At 70.8% G+C, this 17,012-nt stretch carries 16 protein-coding genes and 1 tRNA gene; 2 read left to right on the top strand and 15 right to left on the bottom strand.

The features are described from left to right. Positions 1 to 32 precede the first annotated feature (32 nt). The 4 genes from ACFWP7_RS04000 to ACFWP7_RS03985 all read right to left on the bottom strand — a co-directional run bounded on the left by ACFWP7_RS04000 (position 33) and on the right by ACFWP7_RS03985 (position 3,873). On the bottom strand, positions 33 to 1,835 hold the full coding sequence (locus ACFWP7_RS04000) for a DEAD/DEAH box helicase (protein WP_384375584.1): 1,803 nt from the start codon (positions 1,833 to 1,835) through the stop codon (positions 33 to 35). Between the two features lie 117 nt (positions 1,836 to 1,952). Next, positions 1,953 to 2,186: a hypothetical protein gene (locus tag ACFWP7_RS03995; RefSeq protein WP_384375581.1), complete on the bottom strand. Its 234-nt coding sequence runs from the start codon at positions 2,184 to 2,186 to the stop codon at positions 1,953 to 1,955. Further along, on the bottom strand, positions 2,183 to 2,374 hold the full coding sequence (locus ACFWP7_RS03990; RefSeq protein WP_384375578.1) for a hypothetical protein: 192 nt from the start codon (positions 2,372 to 2,374) through the stop codon (positions 2,183 to 2,185). The genes ACFWP7_RS03995 and ACFWP7_RS03990 overlap by 4 nt, the downstream gene beginning before the upstream one ends. A 47-nt stretch (positions 2,375 to 2,421) precedes the next feature. Further along, on the bottom strand, positions 2,422 to 3,873 hold the full coding sequence (locus tag ACFWP7_RS03985) for an MFS transporter (RefSeq protein WP_384375575.1): 1,452 nt from the start codon (positions 3,871 to 3,873) through the stop codon (positions 2,422 to 2,424). A 237-nt stretch (positions 3,874 to 4,110) separates the two neighbouring features. Between ACFWP7_RS03985 and ACFWP7_RS03980 the strand changes: the two genes are divergently transcribed. Further along, a tRNA-Cys gene (locus ACFWP7_RS03980) sits at positions 4,111 to 4,182 on the top strand. 122 nt (positions 4,183 to 4,304) lie between these two features. Here the strand turns inward: ACFWP7_RS03980 and ACFWP7_RS03975 are convergent. From ACFWP7_RS03975 to ACFWP7_RS03965, 3 genes are read right to left on the bottom strand one after another with little or no spacing between them, the layout of a single operon-like run. Continuing rightward, positions 4,305 to 4,940: a dihydrofolate reductase family protein gene (locus ACFWP7_RS03975; protein WP_384375574.1), complete on the bottom strand. Its 636-nt coding sequence runs from the start codon at positions 4,938 to 4,940 to the stop codon at positions 4,305 to 4,307. A 6-nt stretch (positions 4,941 to 4,946) separates the two neighbouring features. Then, positions 4,947 to 5,456 carry an SRPBCC family protein gene (locus ACFWP7_RS03970; RefSeq protein ID WP_384375571.1) on the bottom strand — a complete coding sequence of 170 codons (510 nt, stop codon included), beginning with the start codon at positions 5,454 to 5,456 and terminating at the stop codon, positions 4,947 to 4,949. Positions 5,457 to 5,459: 3 nt separating this feature from the next. Further along, positions 5,460 to 5,801, bottom strand: a complete 342-nt coding sequence (locus ACFWP7_RS03965; RefSeq protein WP_384375568.1) for an ArsR/SmtB family transcription factor — start codon at positions 5,799 to 5,801, stop codon at positions 5,460 to 5,462. Positions 5,802 to 5,960: 159 nt separating this feature from the next. Here ACFWP7_RS03965 and ACFWP7_RS03960 point away from each other — a divergent pair, with 159 nt between their 5' ends. Beyond that, entirely contained in the window at positions 5,961 to 6,914 is a 954-nt protein-coding gene (locus ACFWP7_RS03960) for a phosphotransferase family protein (protein WP_384375566.1), read from the top strand. A 138-nt stretch (positions 6,915 to 7,052) separates the two neighbouring features. Here ACFWP7_RS03960 and ACFWP7_RS03955 read toward each other — a convergent pair whose 3' ends face one another. The 8 genes from ACFWP7_RS03955 to ACFWP7_RS03920 form a co-directional block, all read right to left on the bottom strand. Next, a complete protein-coding gene (locus tag ACFWP7_RS03955) occupies positions 7,053 to 7,838 on the bottom strand; it encodes an NPP1 family protein (RefSeq protein ID WP_384376091.1) in 786 nt (261 codons plus the stop codon). Between the two features lie 417 nt (positions 7,839 to 8,255). Then, positions 8,256 to 9,434, bottom strand: coding sequence for an SUKH-4 family immunity protein (locus tag ACFWP7_RS03950; protein WP_384375563.1), 1,179 nt, complete (start codon positions 9,432 to 9,434; stop codon positions 8,256 to 8,258). Between the two features lie 254 nt (positions 9,435 to 9,688). After that, positions 9,689 to 10,216, bottom strand: a complete 528-nt coding sequence (locus ACFWP7_RS03945) for an AAA family ATPase (protein ID WP_384375560.1) — start codon at positions 10,214 to 10,216, stop codon at positions 9,689 to 9,691. 32 nt (positions 10,217 to 10,248) lie between these two features. Beyond that, complete coding sequence (locus ACFWP7_RS03940; RefSeq protein ID WP_384375558.1) at positions 10,249 to 10,377, bottom strand: hypothetical protein; 129 nt, start codon at positions 10,375 to 10,377, stop codon at positions 10,249 to 10,251. Then, entirely contained in the window at positions 10,374 to 12,680 is a 2,307-nt protein-coding gene (locus ACFWP7_RS03935; protein WP_384375555.1) for a xanthine dehydrogenase family protein molybdopterin-binding subunit, read from the bottom strand. The genes ACFWP7_RS03940 and ACFWP7_RS03935 overlap by 4 nt, the downstream gene beginning before the upstream one ends. Then, positions 12,677 to 14,212, bottom strand: a complete 1,536-nt coding sequence (locus tag ACFWP7_RS03930) for a 2Fe-2S iron-sulfur cluster-binding protein (RefSeq protein ID WP_384375552.1) — start codon at positions 14,210 to 14,212, stop codon at positions 12,677 to 12,679. Before ACFWP7_RS03930 ends, ACFWP7_RS03935 begins: the two co-directional genes overlap by 4 nt. After that, entirely contained in the window at positions 14,209 to 15,102 is an 894-nt protein-coding gene (locus ACFWP7_RS03925; protein ID WP_384375549.1) for an FAD binding domain-containing protein, read from the bottom strand. Before ACFWP7_RS03925 ends, ACFWP7_RS03930 begins: the two co-directional genes overlap by 4 nt. Positions 15,103 to 15,385: 283 nt before the next feature. Beyond that, entirely contained in the window at positions 15,386 to 17,011 is a 1,626-nt protein-coding gene (locus ACFWP7_RS03920) for a beta-N-acetylhexosaminidase (RefSeq protein WP_384375547.1), read from the bottom strand. Position 17,012 lies beyond the last annotated feature (1 nt).

Genomic DNA, 17,012 nt, shown 5'->3' with positions numbered 1-17,012 from the left:
CCACCGACGCCGCCCAGGCACAGCGCCCGGCGTCACCGCATTCGCGTGGCCCACTCCTGCACCTTGGCGATCCGCTGCCGCAGCTGCCCCGCCGTCGCCTCCGCGCTCGGCGGCCCCCCGCACACACGCCGCAGCTCGGTGTGGATCACCCCGTGCGGCTTGCCGCTCTGGTGGACGTACGCGCCGACCATGGTGTTGAGCTGCTTGCGGAGTTCCAGCATCTCCTTGTGGGAGACGACGGGCCGCCGCTCGGCGGGCAGTTCGAGGAGATCGGCGTCCTCGTCGGGCTTCTTGCGACTGTGCGCGATCTGCCGCGCCTGCCGCTTCTGCAGCAGCAACTGCACCTGGTCGGGTTCGAGCAGCCCGGGAATCCCCAGGTAGTCCTGCTCCTCCGCACTCCCCGGGTGGGCCTGCATGCCGAACTCGGCGCCGTCGTACAGCACCCGGTCGAAGACGGCCTCGGACTCCAGCGCCTCGAAGGAGAACTGCTCCTGCTCCCCGGTGTCCTCGTCCTCCTCGCGGTTCGCCTCCTCCATCTCCTTCTCGGAGTCGGCGTACGGGTCCTCCTCGCCCTCCTTCTTGGGCTTGTCGAGGACGTGGTCGCGCTCGACCTCCATCTCGCTTGCGAAACCAAGGAGGTTGGGAATGGTCGGGAGGAAGACGGAGGCGGTCTCGCCGCGGCGCCGGGAGCGCACGAAGCGGCCGACGGCCTGGGCGAAGAAGAGGGGCGTGGAGATGGTGGTGGCGTACACGCCGACGGCGAGCCGCGGCACGTCGACGCCCTCGGACACCATGCGCACGGCGACCATCCACCGGTCCTCGCTGTGGCTGAACTCGTCGATACGGTTCGAGGCGCCGGTGTCGTCGGACAGGACGAGGGTGGCCTTGGTCCCGGTGATGTCGCGGATGAGCTTGGCGTAGGCGCGGGCCGACTCCTGGTCGGAGGCGATGACCAGAGCACCCGCGTCCGGAATGCCCTTCCTGACCTCCGTCAGTCGCTGGTCGGCGGCGCGCAGCACGCTCGGCATCCACTCGCCGCGCGGGTCGAGGGCGGTGCGCCAGGCCTGCGAGATGGCGTCCTTGGTCATGGGTTCGCCGAGCTTGGCGGCGATCTCGTCGCCCGCCTTGGTCCGCCACCGCATGTTGCCGCTGTAGGAGAGGAAGATGACGGGCCGGACGACCCCGTCACCGAGAGCGGCCCCGTACCCGTACGTGTAGTCGGCCGAGGACCGCCGAATCCCGTCGTTCCCCTCCTCGTACGCGACGAAGGGGATGGGGTTGGTGTCGGACCGGAACGGCGTACCGGTGAGCGCGAGGCGCCGGGTGGCGGGCTCGAACGCCTCCAGGCACGCCTCGCCCCACGACTTGGAGTCACCGGCGTGGTGGATCTCGTCGAGGATGACGAGGGTCTTGCGCTGCTCCACCCGGTTCCTGTGCAGCATGGGCCGCACACCGACTCCGGCGTACGTCACGGCGACGCCCTGGTACTCCTTGCTGAGCGGCCCCGCGCTGTACTCGGGATCCAGCTTGATCCCTATCCGCGCGGCCGCCTCCGCCCACTGCTTCTTCAGATGCTCGGTCGGCGCGACCACCGTCACCTGCTGCACGACATGGTGGTGCAGCAGCCAGGACGCGAGGGTCAGCGCGAACGTGGTCTTGCCCGCGCCGGGCGTGGCGACGGCCAGGAAGTCGCGTGGCTGCTCCTGGACGTACCTCTCCATCGCCCCCTGCTGCCAGGCACGCAGCTTGCCGGCGGTGCCCCAGGGGGCGCGGCCGGGAAAGGCGGGTGAGAGGTGGTGGGACGAGGCAGCGGCGCTGGCGGCGGTGGTAGTCACGGTCTCCGTGTGTGGGGTCGAGCGGCTCGGCTACATATGACAACCGGGCCACCCTACCGGCGACCCGGACGCGTCAACGCGCGGACGACACCGGGTCACCGGCGGATGGGACTCAGGTCACAGAGCGCGCAGTCGCCCCGCGATCACACCGATGTCACTCTCGCGGCTGGAGGCCACGTCGATGACCAGGTCGTACGCCATGTCCTGGTCGCAGTCCGCGAGATCGACCCCGTTCGCGGCGAGGTGCACGGCCGAGGCCAGCAGCCCGGGCTCGCGCATCTCGGGCACCCGCCCGCCGAAGGCGACCTCGGCGAGGTCCGTCACTTCGGCGACGGTGAGGTGGCGGGTCATTCGCCCAACCTCCGCAGCAACTCGGCGTGCTCGGCCGCCAGCCGTGTGGCGAGCGAGCGGACGACCGCGCCCTCGTCCCGCAGATACCTGCGTACGGCTTCCCGCGCGACCTCCTCGGGCAGACGGTCCTGCGCGTCGGCGAGGTCGGCGAGGGCCCTCTCCAGGGCGGGGTGGAGGCGAAGTTCCATGCGAAGAACGTAGGGCACGAGCCAGCCGGTTTCGACCGGGTTTACGATCACCGCTCCCGCACCCGCGTAGTGACCCACGCCCCCACCAACGCCACCCCCGCCATCGGCAGGAACACCGCCGCGAAGGCCGCCGGATGGGAGCCGGACGTCGAGGTGGCCGTGTGGCTCACCGTGCCGCCGCCCAGCGCGGCGAAGGCGGCGCCGCCCGCGGCGAGCAGCAGCACGTTGGCCAGGCCGTCGGAGATCTGGAGGGAGGCGGAGTTGGTGCCGGCCTCCGCGGGCGCCGAGAGATGGAGCAGCAGCACGCTGGTCGAGGCGATCACCAGCCCCATCCCGAGGCAGCCGAACCCCCAGGCGACGGCGACGATCCACACGGGCACGGCGTGGATCAGGACGCTCGGCGCGGTGGCGATCGCGGCCGCGACCAGCACCATGCCGAGGAACATCAGCCGCTCCCGGTACGGCTCCACGCGCGGCCTCGACTGGATGTAGGACCCCAGCGCCCAGGTACCGCCGCCCGCCGCGAGCGAGAACCCGGCGAGCGTCGGCGACAGCCCCCGCTGGGTGACCAGCATGAGCGGGACGAAGGACTCGGCGGCGATGAAGGAGCCGGCCACGACCCCGCGCAGCAGCACCACGGACGGCAGTCCGCGCGCCGCCCGGTAGGTGCCGCGGGGCAGCAGCCCGAGAACGGCGGGGCCGAGCAGCGCGGCGCCCACCGCGGCGGGGACGAGCGAGAACCAGGTCAGATCCTGGGCGGCGTACTGGAGGATCCCGGCACCGCAGGAGATACCGAGCGCGAGCCGGATACGCCGCCGGTCGAAGGGCGCACGCCCCTTCTTCTCCCGGGGTCCTTCCGGGCTCGACGTCCGCCGCCGGATCTGAGGCAGCGCGAGAGCCAGCGGCAGGACGACCAGGACGGGTATCCCGATGAACACCCAACGCCAGCCGAGGTGTTCGGTGACCGCGCCCGCGGCGAGCGGCCCCACCACGGACGGGATCACCCAACTCGCCGCGAACGCCGCCATGATCGACGGCCGCAGCCGCTCCGGGTAGGCCCGCCCCACGACCACGTACAGCGCGACGATCACCAGTCCGCCGCCGAACCCCTGCACCGCCCGCCCGAGGATGAACAGCCACATGGCCCCCGCGGTGCCGCACAGCAACAGCCCGGCGGCGAAGGCGGCTATCCCCGCGGTCAACGAAGCCAGCGGCCCGTCCCGGTCCGACCACTGCCCGGCGAGCACCATCCCGAACAGGCTCGTCGTGAAGTACCCCGAGAACGCGAAGGCGTACAAGGACACCCCGTCCAGCTCCCGTGCCGCGACCGGCATGGCCGTCCCGACCGCCGTCGCCTCGAACGCGATCAGCAGCACGACGGAGACGATCCCGACAGTGAGCGCCCGATACTCCCTGCCCAGCACACCGTCGGCGGCGGCGGAGGAGGCATCGGCCTCCGCCGGAACCGTTGCGGCATCGCGTGCGTCCAGACCGGTCATGCCCGTCAGCGTAAGGGGCATCCCCCTCCATGACCCCTGTCCGAAGACCGTGATCGACTGAGCCTTTCGTCGTACGACCACCACCCACGAGACGTCCGACGCTCCCGCCCACCCGTTCGTGAACGGCACATGGCAGTCCCGTTGCAACGCCCGCCCACCCCTTGAGCCCCGCCCCCGCCCCCGCTTACGGTCAACCCATCAGGTTCGGAACGAGTGAGCCGTGCCGCACCTGAGTACGGCCGTGTGCCCGAGTGGTTTAGGGACTCGCCTGCAAAGCGAGTTACGTGGGTTCGATTCCCGCCACGGCCTCAATTACAGGGTCTGACCAGCACGTTTACCTGGTCGGACGCGCCCTCTCTCCGGTGGCGCATCCACGGAGAGCCGGGCTGGGCAAGTCGCTTGGACTACTCGGACTGGCCTGATCGGATGTGCTACCGCTCCCGAACCGCGTAGGTCAGGTGGGTCACCCGCCGGGTCGGCTCCGCGCGGACCGGCTCCAGGGCAACGCGGTCTGCGTCCACGCCCTCGAACAGGCGGGTTCCGGAGCCGAACAGCACGGGCGAGAGCGTGAGCGAGAACTCGTCGACCATGCCGGCGTTCACGTACTCCAGGATCGTTGCGCCGCCGCCCGCGATGCGGACGTCCCGGTCGCCGGCGGCCTCACGGGCCTGGTCGAGCGCGGTCTCGATGCCGTCGTTGACGAAGTGGAAGGTGGTTCCACCCGGCCGCTCCCAGGGGTCACGCTTCTCGTGCGTGACGACGAAGACGGGCGTGTGGAACGGCGCCTCCTCCGGCCACGCCGGCTCGCCGAGGTCGTACATACGCTTGCCCATCACGCTCGCGCCCGTGCGCTCGAACGTCTCCCGCGCGATGTCGTTGTCGCGCCCTTCCTCGCCGCCCTCGCCGAGCTTCAGGTTCTCCCGGAAGAACCGCTGCGGGAATGCCCACTGCTGCAGCTCCGCCCACCGCGCCATCCAACGTTGCGCATCCGGGTCGTCCTTGCGCTCCTCGGGCGCGATGAACCCGTCCAGCGACATCGTCACGCTGAAGAACACCTTTCCGGCCATCGGTCCTCAACTCCCTTGCGATCCCTTGCGAACGATCTCGGTGACGTAGACAGCCAGGTTGCTCAGGGTCTGCCGGCCGCCCTCGATCGCGTGGTACTTCTCGACCGCCTCGTCGCGCAGCTCCTTGGTGGGGAACACCGTGCGCATCTCGATCCGGGTCGCCGCGCCGTCGGGCGCGAACGTGAGGATCGACTCGAAGGCGTTCGGGTCGCCGCGGGACTCACCGTGGAGCAGCGCGATCCGCTCCGGCGGGGTGATCTCGGTCCAGGAGATCCACTCCTGGTAGTCCGTCCCGTCCGGTCCGTGCATCACGAAGTCCCACACCCCGTCAACGCGGAACTCGAACGCCCGCGTGGTGGTGGTGAACCCCTCCGGTCCCCACCATCGCGACAGGTGCCGTACCTCGGTGAACGCCTCGAACACCAGCTCCCGTGGGGCGCTGATGACCCGGGAGATCACGATCTCGCGGTCGGCCGTCACTGACTGCGCCGACGCGTCCCGTCCTGTCGCTGCCATCGGTCACTCCTCATTCCGTTCCTGCTTGAGGTCCTGGACGTACGCGTCCAGCCGGTCGAAGCTCTCGTTCCAGAACCGCTCGAACCCGCCGGTCCACTCGTGGACCGGTCGCAGCCCGCGGGCGTCAAGGCCGTACAGGCGCTGCTTGCCTGCCTTGCGGTCCCGCACCAGCCCGACCTCCCTGAGCACCCGCAGGTGTTTGGACGCCCCCGGCTGGGTCATCCCCAACTCCCGGGCCAACTCGGTCACCGGTCGCTCACCCGCCCGCAGCAGTAGCAGGATCTCCCGGCGCTGCGGCTCGGCGATCGCGTTGAACACGTCCGATGTCGTCGCTGCTCGTGCCATGGGCAACATCATATGCCGATATCGGCATGCGTCAACAGGGCCTGACCAGCACGCCGGCTGCGGTCCGCCTCGTACCGGTGGACCTTCCTGCTGAGCAGCACGGCCATCGCCTCCGACAAACCTGTCGCGCGTGCCGCCGTCCGGTGATGGGGTGACGCCGTGACCAACCACGATGAGGCGACTGCTGTCCGACCGTTGGCGCTGGCCTGGGTGGGCCGGCATCTGGAGGTCGGTGAGCGGATCGTCGGAACCGAGGCGCTGCACGGCGGGATCACTGCCGAGATGCGGAGGCTGACGATCGGCAGGCGGGACGGAGGCACCCGTGATCTGGTGCTGCGGACCTTCGTCGACGTGAAGGACGCCGAGGACTGGCTGAGCAGGGAGGCCGGCGCCCTGACCCTGCTCCCGGGGACCGGCGTGCCGGCTCCTGGACTGGTCGCGGTTGATCCGACCGCCGCGCATTGCGAGTATCCGTCGCTTCTCATGACCCATCTGGCGGGCCGGACCGTCCTCGACGACGAGGGGCTGGAGACGCGCGTCCCGCTGCTGGCCCGTCAACTTGTCGCGATCCACGCGTTGCGACCTGCCGAGCGGCCCCGGAAGTATGTGGCGTTGACGACCGCCGACACCGTCGTGATTCCGAGGGGCGCCGACGCGGCGGCATGGGCCGCGGCGATCGAGGTGATCCGCAAGTCCGCGCCGCCCTATGAAGGGCGGTACCTGCACCGGGACTTCCAGCCCGGCAACGTGCTGTTCGACGTGCCGCCCGCACCGTCGGAAGGTGCCCGGATCAGCGGCGTCGTCGACTGGGCGGCCACCTCCTGGGGTCCGGCGGATCTCGATGTGGCGCACTGCTCCACCAGCCTCGCGCTGCTGCACGGCCCGGCGTGGGGCCTGCGGTTCGCCGAGGCGTACGAGGAGGCCGGCGGGGTGTTGGCGGCGGCCGCGAGCGAGCGGCTGTACTGGCAGGTGCGGGACGGGCTGGCGTTCTCGGAAGAGGTGCAGTCGGTGTCGCGGCCGTGGCGGGAGGCAGGGCGGACTGAGCTGACGACACGAGCCGTGGAAGAGCGGCTGGATGCCTATGTCACCACCCTGATGGACACGTTGGGCTGAGCCAAGACGGTCCTGATCTCGTCAGTCACCCCTCGGCCGAGTGGGAAATCAAGCAGACCCAGACATACGGAAGGGCGGCCCCCCTCAGGGAGGACCGCCCTTCCGCGTGACTCACGGCCGGCGAACCGGCTAGCTGTGTCAGGCGTACGGGTTGAACGCAATTCCGGCCGGCATCGAGTAGGACAGGTTGTCGTTGAACGAACCGTCCTTGATTTTAATCGTGGCGTCACCGAAATTGGCGTTCATGAGCTTGTCGCGGTAACCGGACGGGTAGCCGTCCCAGCCAACGAGGCGCGGGTAGAACCAGCCGCCGGTGGCGTTTTCCGCCGGTTCGTCATTGGTGTTCGCGAAGCGGAAATCGTGCGTTGACGCGCCGTCCTTGTGGTAGACGATTTTCGCGTGGTTTCCGTCGAAGCGTATGGAGGAACTGGGAAGCACCTGATAGGTGCTGTGCTGCGACACCGAGACGTACTGGACCTGGTTGTTGTAGATCCACACGATGACGTGTTCCCAGTCATGCCGGTGCCCGATGGCCGCGGGGCCCAGAGTGGCCTGGTCCTTCTCGAAGTAGCTGGCGTACATGACCGCGCACCAGCCGTTGTTGCACTTTTCGCGCGAGTACGCGTTGGCGTTGTTCAACTGGCCAGGGTCGTGACAGTGGCCGTTCACGTCGCCGCCCAGCGACAGGCCGGGGTTGAGGGTGCCGTCGGCGCCGATGGCAGCGGTGGCGTAGCAGCCGTCCCCGTCGTAGTCGTAGGCAGGTGCGAACGTCTGCTCCAGGCCGGAGGCGTTCTGCGGCAGAAGCTGCAGGACATCGGCATGCGCACTGGTCGGCAGCGCGACGACCAGAGCCAGGGCGCTGAGCGCGCCGACGATCGCGGAACGACTCAGCGCCCTGCCGGAGCGCTTCGAGCGAGGTGCCATTCCCTCGGGGGGCATGGTCGACTGCAGCGTGCTGGGCACACCAACTCCTCAACGATAAAAGTGATGAAAAAACCACACAAGGATTCCCTGCATCGAGATCGGGATCGGTGGTCTTCGCGCGTCAGAGTGACGCGAGTTCAAATTAGCTCAGGGCGACCGGAGTTACAAGAAAGAGCGCGGGCACCGGCACATGCCTCAAAACGGCATTCCGGATATTGCCCGGAATCCGGCAGGGCCGAGAAGCGGAGAAATTTAACATTGGCCCTATTCCAGGCAGCCCGCTCGCCCGTCGAGGTGGCGTGGGGTGCTTTACCCATGAAGCGGTAGAACTCCCGGCAAATAGGCCGACCGATCGAGAACAACCTGTGGATTACCTTTGAGGGCCTGCTTCGTGGCTTCGCGGCGGGCAACCACGGCTTACCGGTACAGCGTTCCGCCTGCCTGGTCCTCGAAGATCTCCGGCCAGTAGCGCCAACCGTCGTCGCCGGGCAGGGCCGGGGTCGGGTCGCAGGCGAGCGGGTCGACCGTGGCCAGGGTCTGGGACATGGTGGCGGCGAGCTGTTCGTAGGCGTCACTGAGCTCGTGGGCCGCGTCCAGGGACTTCTCACGGTGCAGCAGCCAGAGGGTGAACGCGAGTGTGGAGATGTCGGCGTTGAGGGGGCGGAGGATGAGGTCCGGCTCGCTCCACGCCAGCACGGTGCCGGTGGTGCCGTCCACCACGAGGTTGGTGTCCTCCAGCAGATAGCCGAGGCGTATCAGGTGGTCGGCGGTGGCGGGGAGTTCGTCGGTGGTGAAGTCGCCTGGGCGCTCGTCGGCGTAGTACTCGCTGAGCGCCGGCAGGGGCACCTCCGTGTCCAGCTGGAAGACGGAGCCGTTCTCCGGGAGGCCCGTCTCGCGCAGGAAACGGCGCGTCGGCTCGTGCGTGAGCGCGGTCGGGAAGTCGACGTCCTCGAAGCGCATGATCCCGCCCGCGCCGAACTCCTCGTCCAGCAGCCGCTTCGGCAGGTCCAGGACGAGTCCCTCACCGGGTCCCGCTATCCGGGCCAGCGGACGGATCAGTGCGGCCATCCGCCAGAACGGCGGCACCTCCTCGCCCACCGCGCCCTCGAAGACGGCGGCCAGCCGGTCCGACACCTCCGTCACCGCCTTCGGGCCGAAGCGTGTCTCGTAGGACGCGAAGTTCCCACCGGAAGCCGTCAGTTCCTCCGTGGCCGCCGCGAAGCGCACCAGCGCCTCAAGGGAGGGCGCCAGCGGCGAGAGGTCCATCGGCGCCGGGCTGCGGTGGAGGTACGTCGTGGAGACCTCACCCGTCACCCCGTCCAGGACGATCGACTCCAGGTCCCTGTCGAAGGTCCGTAAGGCCCCTATCACCAGCTGGTCCTGGAGCTCCCCCGCGAGCCTCTCCGCGTCGCCGGCCAGATCCGCGAGCCTGCGCAGCCCGTGCTCCCGCAGGGTGCCGAACCCCACCAGTGGGCCGTCGCCGGGCAGTCCGGGACCCGTCAGCCAGTGCCGCGTCCCCGCGTGCGTGATGTACGGATACAGCTCGTCGTCGGTCAGTGTGATCGCGCCGCCGACATCGGTGTCAGTCGTGCTCATGGCTCCCCCGCACATATGAACGCATCGTGCTTCCCCCGAGCAAGGAACACCCCGTCGTCCAGGGGCAGTTCCAACTGAGTCAGAACCATACGCCGCACCACTGACAACGCCGGAGACGTGCGGGCATAGGCAACGCAAAGGAGACGCACAGGCCTCGTACGGGCCGCGAGCACGAGAGCAACGACAGGCCCACCGCCCGGAATCACCCGGTTCGCTCGACCTCGGTCACGCCACCCGGGCCGCCCCGCCCCGGCTCACACCACCCGCGCCCGCTCGCGCCCCGCCACGATCGCCTCCACCGTCTCGGCCACCGTCAGCCCGGAGTTGTCCAGCCACAGCCCGATCCGCGGGGTCCCGGCACGCAGCCCCCGGTCCAGCTCCTCGACCGTCCACGCCCCGTACCCGGTCTTCGCCCGCCCCGCCTCACGCGCCGCGACGACCTCCGGACGGGGGGCCAGCACGACGACGTACAGGGGGCGGGTGCGGACCAGTCCGACGTACGCCGTCAACTGCTCGCCCAGGACGACGTCCTGCACGACCGCCGTGAAACCGGCCCGCGCGTACGCGTCCGCGGTGGCCGCCGACAGCCCGTACCGCAGCCGGAGTTGCACCTCCGCCTCGCCGCCCGCGCCGGGTTCGTACTCCTCGCGCCCGGAGACGATCATCCGCCGGAACATGTCACCGCGTACGTGCGCCGCCCGCGGCAGCCGCTCCGCGAGAGCCTGCGCGACGGACGACTTCCCCGCGGCCATGATCCCCGTGATCAGGACGACACCGTCCATCGAACGCCCCCGTCCGGCAAGGCCACCGCCCATCAGGCGAAGTACACGCCACCCACGACGACCACCACTGCCGCCACCACGAACAGCAGCACCCACAGCGCCAGTTTCCCGACACCGGGCGCGGGTTCGTAGCGCGGCGGCTCCGGATCGGGCGTGCTCACGGCGTCGTCACCACGGCCGCCTGCGGCCTTATCGGCAGCCGGTTGACCGGCCGCCCCGTAGCCGCACGCACCGCCGAGGCCACCGCCGCCGGGCAGGTCACGACCGGCACCGCGCTGGCCGCCTTCGCACCGAAGGGGGCGACGACGTCGCGCTCCTCGACGAGCTTGACGATGCGAATGTCGGGGGCGTCCAGGGAGGTGGGGAGGGCGTAGCCGGTCAGGTCGGGGTGGCGGACAAGCCCGCGCGCGGTGCGCAGGTTTTCCGTCAACGCGGCGCCGACGCCCTGCGTGACGCCCGCCTCGATACGGGCCGCGAGCTGGGCGGGGTTGAGGATCCGGCCCACGTCCTGGGCGAGGGCCAGTTCCACGACACGGACCGAGCCGAGTTCGATGTCGACGTCGACCACCGCGCGGATCGCGCAGAAGGCGAGGCCCACGAAGGCGTCGCCCTGGCCGGCGGCGTCCAGCGGCTCGGTCGGATGCGGGCGGCACTGGGCGGTGGCCCACAGTTCCTTGCCGTCCATCGCCTCGGTGACGGTGGTGGACAGCACTCCGTCGTACGACGTGATCTTGCCGTCGGTGATCTGGAGCAGTTCGGTGGACATCCCGAACTTGTGCGCCAGGGGCTGCAGCAGCTGCGTACGGACCATCTTCGCCGCGCGTTCCACCGCGCCGCCCGACACCCAGGTGTGGCGGCCTCGGCAGCTCGGGCCGGCCGGGGGCTGGTCGGTGTCGACGGGGGCCACGTGCACCTCGTCGATGCCGAGCGTCTCCTGGACGATCTGCCGGGCCAGTGTGGTGAAGCCCTGGCCGGTCTCCACGGCCGCGCAGAGCACCGTGGCGACGCCGTCGTGGACCTTCACGGTGGCCGTCGACACCTCGTCCGTGCCCTCGGCGCCGAGCATGTGCACCATGCCGAGGCCATAGCCGACACCACGGCGTACGGCGCCGGGTTCGCCCGCGCCCTCGGGGCCGCCCGGGAGCAGCCACTCGTCCTCGGGGGTGTCCTTGGGGAGGGCGGGAAGCGGGTAGTCCCGTACGGCCTGGAGCAGTTCGGCGACCGGAGCCGGGCAGGTCACCGTCTGGCCGGTGGGAAGCACGTCCCCTGTAGCCATCACATTGCGCAGGCGCAGCTCCGCCGGGTCCATGCCCAGCCGCTTCGCCAGCTTGTCCATCTGCGCCTCGTAGGCGGCGCAGACCTGCATGGCGCCCTCGCCGCGTACATGGCCGGAGGGCGGGTTGTTGGTGCGGACGGCCCAGCCCTCGATGAAGGCGTTCGGGACGACGTACGGGCCGCAGGCGAAGGCGACGGCGGCGGCCAGCGACTCCGAGGAGGTGTCCGCGTAGGCGCCCCCGTCCAGGAGGATCTGCGCCTCGACCTTCACCAGCTTGCCGTCGGCGTCCGCGTGATGGCGGTAGCGCAGCAGCGTGGGGTGCCGGTGGGCGTGGCCGAGGAAGGACTCTTCACGCGTAGCGGTGATCTTCACCGGGCAGCCGGTCTTCAACGCGAGGAGACCGAGCGGGAGTTGGACGCCCTGGTCCTCGCGGTCGGCGGTGGCCCCGGGTACGCCGGTGACGACGACCTTCACACGCTCGGGCTCCAGGCCGTAGCAGGCGGCGGCGGTGTCGCGGTCGGTGTGTGGGTCGGTGGAGGCCACGTAGAGCTCGACGCCGCCGTCGGGGCGGGGTACGGCGAGACCGGCCTCGGCGCCGATGGGGGCCGGGTCCTGGCGGCCGATGCGGTACTGGCCCTCGACGACGATCTCGCCGGTCGCCGCGGGGTCGCCGTGGCGCAGCGGGATGTGCCGGATCAGGTTGCCGTCGGGGTGCAGCGCCTCGGCCTCGAAGGCCAGCTCCGGGTCGGTCACCGCGTCGAGTACTTCGTACTCGACGATGACGGCCGCGGCGGCCATCCGGGCGGTGTCGGGGTGGTCGGCGGCGACGGCCGCGATGGGCTCCCCGTGGTGGCGTACGACCTCGGAGGCGAACACCGGACGGTCGGCCCTGCCCCGGCCGTGCACCGGGGTGCCCGGCACGTCCTCGTGGGTGATGACGGCCTGTACGCCGGGCATCTCGCGCGCGTGGCTGGTGTCGATCGACACGATGCGCGCGTGCGGGTGGGGTGATCTGAGCACGGCGGCCCACAGCAGTCCCTCGGCCCACAGGTCGGCCGCGTACGGGAAGGTGCCCTCCGTCTTGGCGCGGGCCTCCGCGGCCGGCAGCGAGACGCCGAGCCCGTGCGGGAGGGGCTCCGAGCCCGCCTCGGGCACCGTGGGTGACGCGGTCACGGTTTCGTTGCTCACGCCTGGCCTCCGTCCTGGCCGTACGGCTGCTCATGCGGAGCCTGGGGGTCGTACGGGGGGTTGTACGAAGAAGTGTCCCCGTACACCGAGGCGTTGACGCCGCCCCCGCCCGGACCGGCCTGGCGCGGGATGCGGGCCTCGTCGGCGTCCGGCGCGGATTCGGCGGTGGCGGCGGAGTGCGCCTCGCGTTCGGCGACGACCTCGCGTACGGCGTCCAGGACGCCGCGGTAGCCGGAGCAGCGGCACAGGTTGCCGCAGAGTGCCTGGCGGGTCTCGAGCTCGTTCGGTGCGGGGTTGCCCTCGAGGAGGTCGTGCACGGTCATCGCCATGCCGGGCACGCAGAAACCGCACTGCACGGCGCCGCACTTGGCGAGCGCGCGCTGTACGTCGGAGGGCTGCCCGTCGGCGGCCAGGCCCTCCACGGTGCGGACCTCGCTGCTCGCGGCGGTGACGGCGGGCACCAGGCAGGACGCCACGAGCCGCCCGTCGACCTGCACGTTGCAGGCGCCGCACTCGCCCTGTGAGCAGCCGTCCTTGGCGCCCGCGAGACCGAGGCGCTCGCGCAGTACGTAGAGCAGCGATTCGCCGATCCAGGCGTCGGTCACCGGACGGTCGGCGCCGTTGACGCGCAGGACGTAGGAGGCGAGGGGGTGTTCGTCGTGCGGGGCCGTGAGGGGGGTCTCGGTGTCCGCCGCCGCCTCCGCGGCATCGGCGGCCTCGGACTCCTCACGAGCCCGGTCCGCGTCAGGCGCCTCAGGGGCCTCGTGAGCGGGCTCGGCGGCCTGCTGGGCGTCCTGCGCGGCCGATCCGGCCGGAGACTGCGCCGACGGGCCTGCGAGGCTCTCAGCGGGCGTCTGCGCCGACGGGCGTACGGCGTCCTCGGCGGCGCGTTCCCGCGGTTCGGCGGACCAGGCCTGCCCGATGGCTTCCGTCGTCTGTCCGGTGCTCTCCGTCGCCCAGGGGGCGGACGCGCCGCCGGGGAGCGTGGCGGGCGGCGTGCCGCCCCACTGCTCGACCAGCGCAGAAGTGGTGAACTCGCCCGATTCGTCCGGGATATCCCCGGTGGCCACCGGAATCGACCACTGTCCGGTCACGTCGCTGGCGGAGGGCCCGGCCGAACCGGGATGCCCGGCCTGGCCGGAGTGATCAATTCGTCCGGGCCCGGCGCCGTCCCGCGCGACGTCCCCGAAGTCCCACTGCCCGGTGACCCCCGGGTTGTACCCGTACCCGTCGGGACCGGCGCCGGCGGGTGCGCCGTTCGGATCGGGCCACTGGACGGCGTCGGCCGGCGCGGCCCACGCTCCCCCCTGCGCCGGGTCCGTCGCGGCGGGCGCCGGGGGCGGCACCTCGATCTGCGGGGGCACGTAACCGTGCCCGCGTGCCGCGAGCGGCTCCCGCTCCGCGATGAGGGCCTCGATGCCGCCTTCGGGGAGCTTGACGAAGGCGGTGGCTCCGTCGTCGTAGTCGCCCTGGGGCAGCGGATCCCAACGGCCGCCCTGGGGGGCGTCCTCCGCGTACTGGTCGTCGGTCATGACAGTGCCCTCCCCAGTGCTCGTCGGGCCAGCGCGGCGACGGTGCGACGCAGGTGCAGTACGGCGGGCGGAAGCGGTTGTACGGAGCCGTCCTCGTCGGGGACGGGGTCGGGGATGCAGGCCGCGGCGACGTACTCCCCGAAGGCGTGCAGCGCCTCCGGCACGAGCGTGCGCTCCCCGTCCCAGTCGATCAGCTGGGCGACCCAGGCCTCGGCGTCCAGGGGGCGCAGCGGCATCGGCGCTATGGCGCCGACGGCGCACCGCACTCCGCGCCGGGCGGGGTCGAGGACCAGCGCCACGGACGCGATGGCGCGGCCGGGGCCGGTACGCCCGGTCGCCTTCAGGAAGACCTGGGGCGCGTGCAGCAGCGGCACGCGCACGTAGCCGATGAGCTCGCCGGCGCGGAGCATCTCCACGCCCGCGAGCAGGTGCGAGACCGGGATCTCACGGCGGGCTCCACCGGGGCCCGCGATGATCAACGCGGCTTCCAGGGCGGCCAGTACCGGCAGCGCGTCCCCGGTGGGGGACGCCGAGGCGATGTTGCCGCCCAGGGTGCCCGCGTTGCGGATCTGCGGCGGGCCCGCGGCGCGCGCCGAGGCGGCGAGCGCGGGGATGAGGGCCGCGAAGTCGGGGCGGCCCATGCGCGCGTGGGTGAGGCCGGCGCCGAGCAGCGCGTGGCCGTCCAGGTACTGCCAGCCGCGGATCTCGCTGATCCTGCCGAGGCCGACGAGTGCGGCGGGCCGCAGCTGTCCGGAGTTGATCGAGGCCATGAGGTCGGTGCCGCCCGCCACGGGAACGGCGGCGGGCATGGCGGCCAGGGCCGCGACCGCCTCGTCCAACGAGCCGGGCAGCGTCACGGCCTGCGCCGCCTGCGGTGCGTGCGTGGTCAAACCGGCTACCCCTTCCCGCTGCCCCACCTGGTCCCACCTGTGCTGCCGTACGGTACGTGCTGACAGGGCGGACGTGGCAACTCTGGCACATCTTCGCCGGTCCCCGACGCGGGGGTCCACTAGGAGGCATTCGCCCCCCTCACCAGGGAGATGGTCCGTTTTCGCACGGCATCACCGGTGAGCACGAAATGCCACTCTTCGGTGACTCTTGGGCGCCTTGTTCCCCGTGGGGCCACTGTTGCGCGGGAACACCCCGGAGACGCGGTACGCCTCCGGGGGCACCTCACACGTTCGGGGGCCGCCCCTCGATCGGGCGTCCGAGGACGCCCGGCCGCCGCTGCCACGGCAGGGGCCCCGTGGGCGGGCGATACCCGACTCCCAGGGCGTCAAGGCGCCCGTAGTGGACGGCCATCCGCCGCTCGAAGTCCGCGAAGTCCCGTTCCACGGAGGGGGGCAGGACGCTCCAGGCGACCTCGGCGAAAGCAGCCAGCCTCGGGAACGTCTGGTAGTCCACGCGGGCCTGATCCTCCATCACCTCGGTCCACACATTGGCCTGGGTGCCGATCACATGCCGCGCCTCCTCCTCGGTGAGCTGCGCCGGCAGGGGCTCGAAGCGGTAGATGTCCTCCAGGGTGCGCACGTAGCCGATGGGCACCGGCTCGTCCTCGCCCGGGGCCTGACGGTGGTCCAGGTACACATGCTGTTCGGGGCACATCACGACGTCGTGGCCCGCGCGAGCGGCGGTGACGCCGCCCGCATAGCCGCGCCAGGACGAAACGGCGGCGCCTTCGGCAAGGCCGCCCTCCAGGATCTCGTCCCAGCCGATCAGCCGACGCCCGCGCGCGGAGAGCCAGTTGTCGAAGTGCCGGATGAACCAGGACTGCAACTCGGCCTCGTCCGCGAGCTCCAACTCCTTGATACGCACCTGCGCCGTCTGTGATTCCTTCCACTGGTCCTTGGCGCACTCGTCACCGCCGACGTGAATGAACTCCGAGGGGAACAGGTCGAGGAGTTCCTCGAAGACCCCCTCGTAGAAGCGCAGGACGTTGTCAGTGGGGGCGAGTACGTTTTTGGAGACGCCCCAGGTGTCCCAGACGGAGAGGGAGGTCGTGTCGATGACGTCGGTGTTGCCGAGTTCCGGATACGCGGCGATGGCCGCCTGACTGTGCCCCGGGATGTCGATTTCGGGGACGACGGTGATATGCCGCTCGGCCGCGTACGCCACGATCTCGCGGATGTCTTCCTGCGTGTAGAAGCCTCCGTGCGGCTTCTCATCCCACAGCGGCGAGGCCCGATGGCCGAATTTCGTGCGCGCCCGCCAGGACCCGGCCTCCGTCAGCTTCGGGTAGCGCCTGATCTGGACACGCCAGCCTTGGTCGTCGGTGAGGTGGAAGTGGAAGACATTGAGTTTGTGGGCGGCCAGCAGGTCGAGATAGCGCAGCACTCCGTCCTTGGGCATGAAGTGCCGGGCGACGTCGAGCATGAGGCCGCGCCAGCCGAATCGGGGTCCGTCTTCGATCGTGACGTGCGGCACGGCCCAGGTGCGGTCGAGGCTGAGCGGGGCCTTTCGGTACGCGTCCGGGCCCAGGAGCTGCTGCAGCGTCTGGGCGCCCCAGAAGACGCCGGCCGCACCGCCACCCTCGATGAGAACGCCGGTCGGGTCGCTGACGAGGCGGTACTCCTCGGGGCCGAGTTCGGGGTCGAGCTGGAGTCCGATGCCGTCGCCGTCGGTGTCGTCGAGCTCCCGCCCCTCGCGCAGCGGCAGGCCGGTGGCCTGCCGGAGGGCGTTGCGCAGCCACTGGCCGACACCCTCCAACGCGGTGCCGGCGTAGAGCTGGGAGTGCGCCGTCAGCCGCACCTCGCCGGAACCGGCGACGAGGCTGCGGGGTGCGGGAATCAGTTCGGTCACG

Source organism: Streptomyces sp. NPDC058470 (assembly GCF_042721055.1).
GTDB lineage: Bacteria > Actinomycetota > Actinomycetes > Streptomycetales > Streptomycetaceae > Streptomyces.
This window is presented reverse-complemented; position numbering and strand designations above follow the sequence as displayed.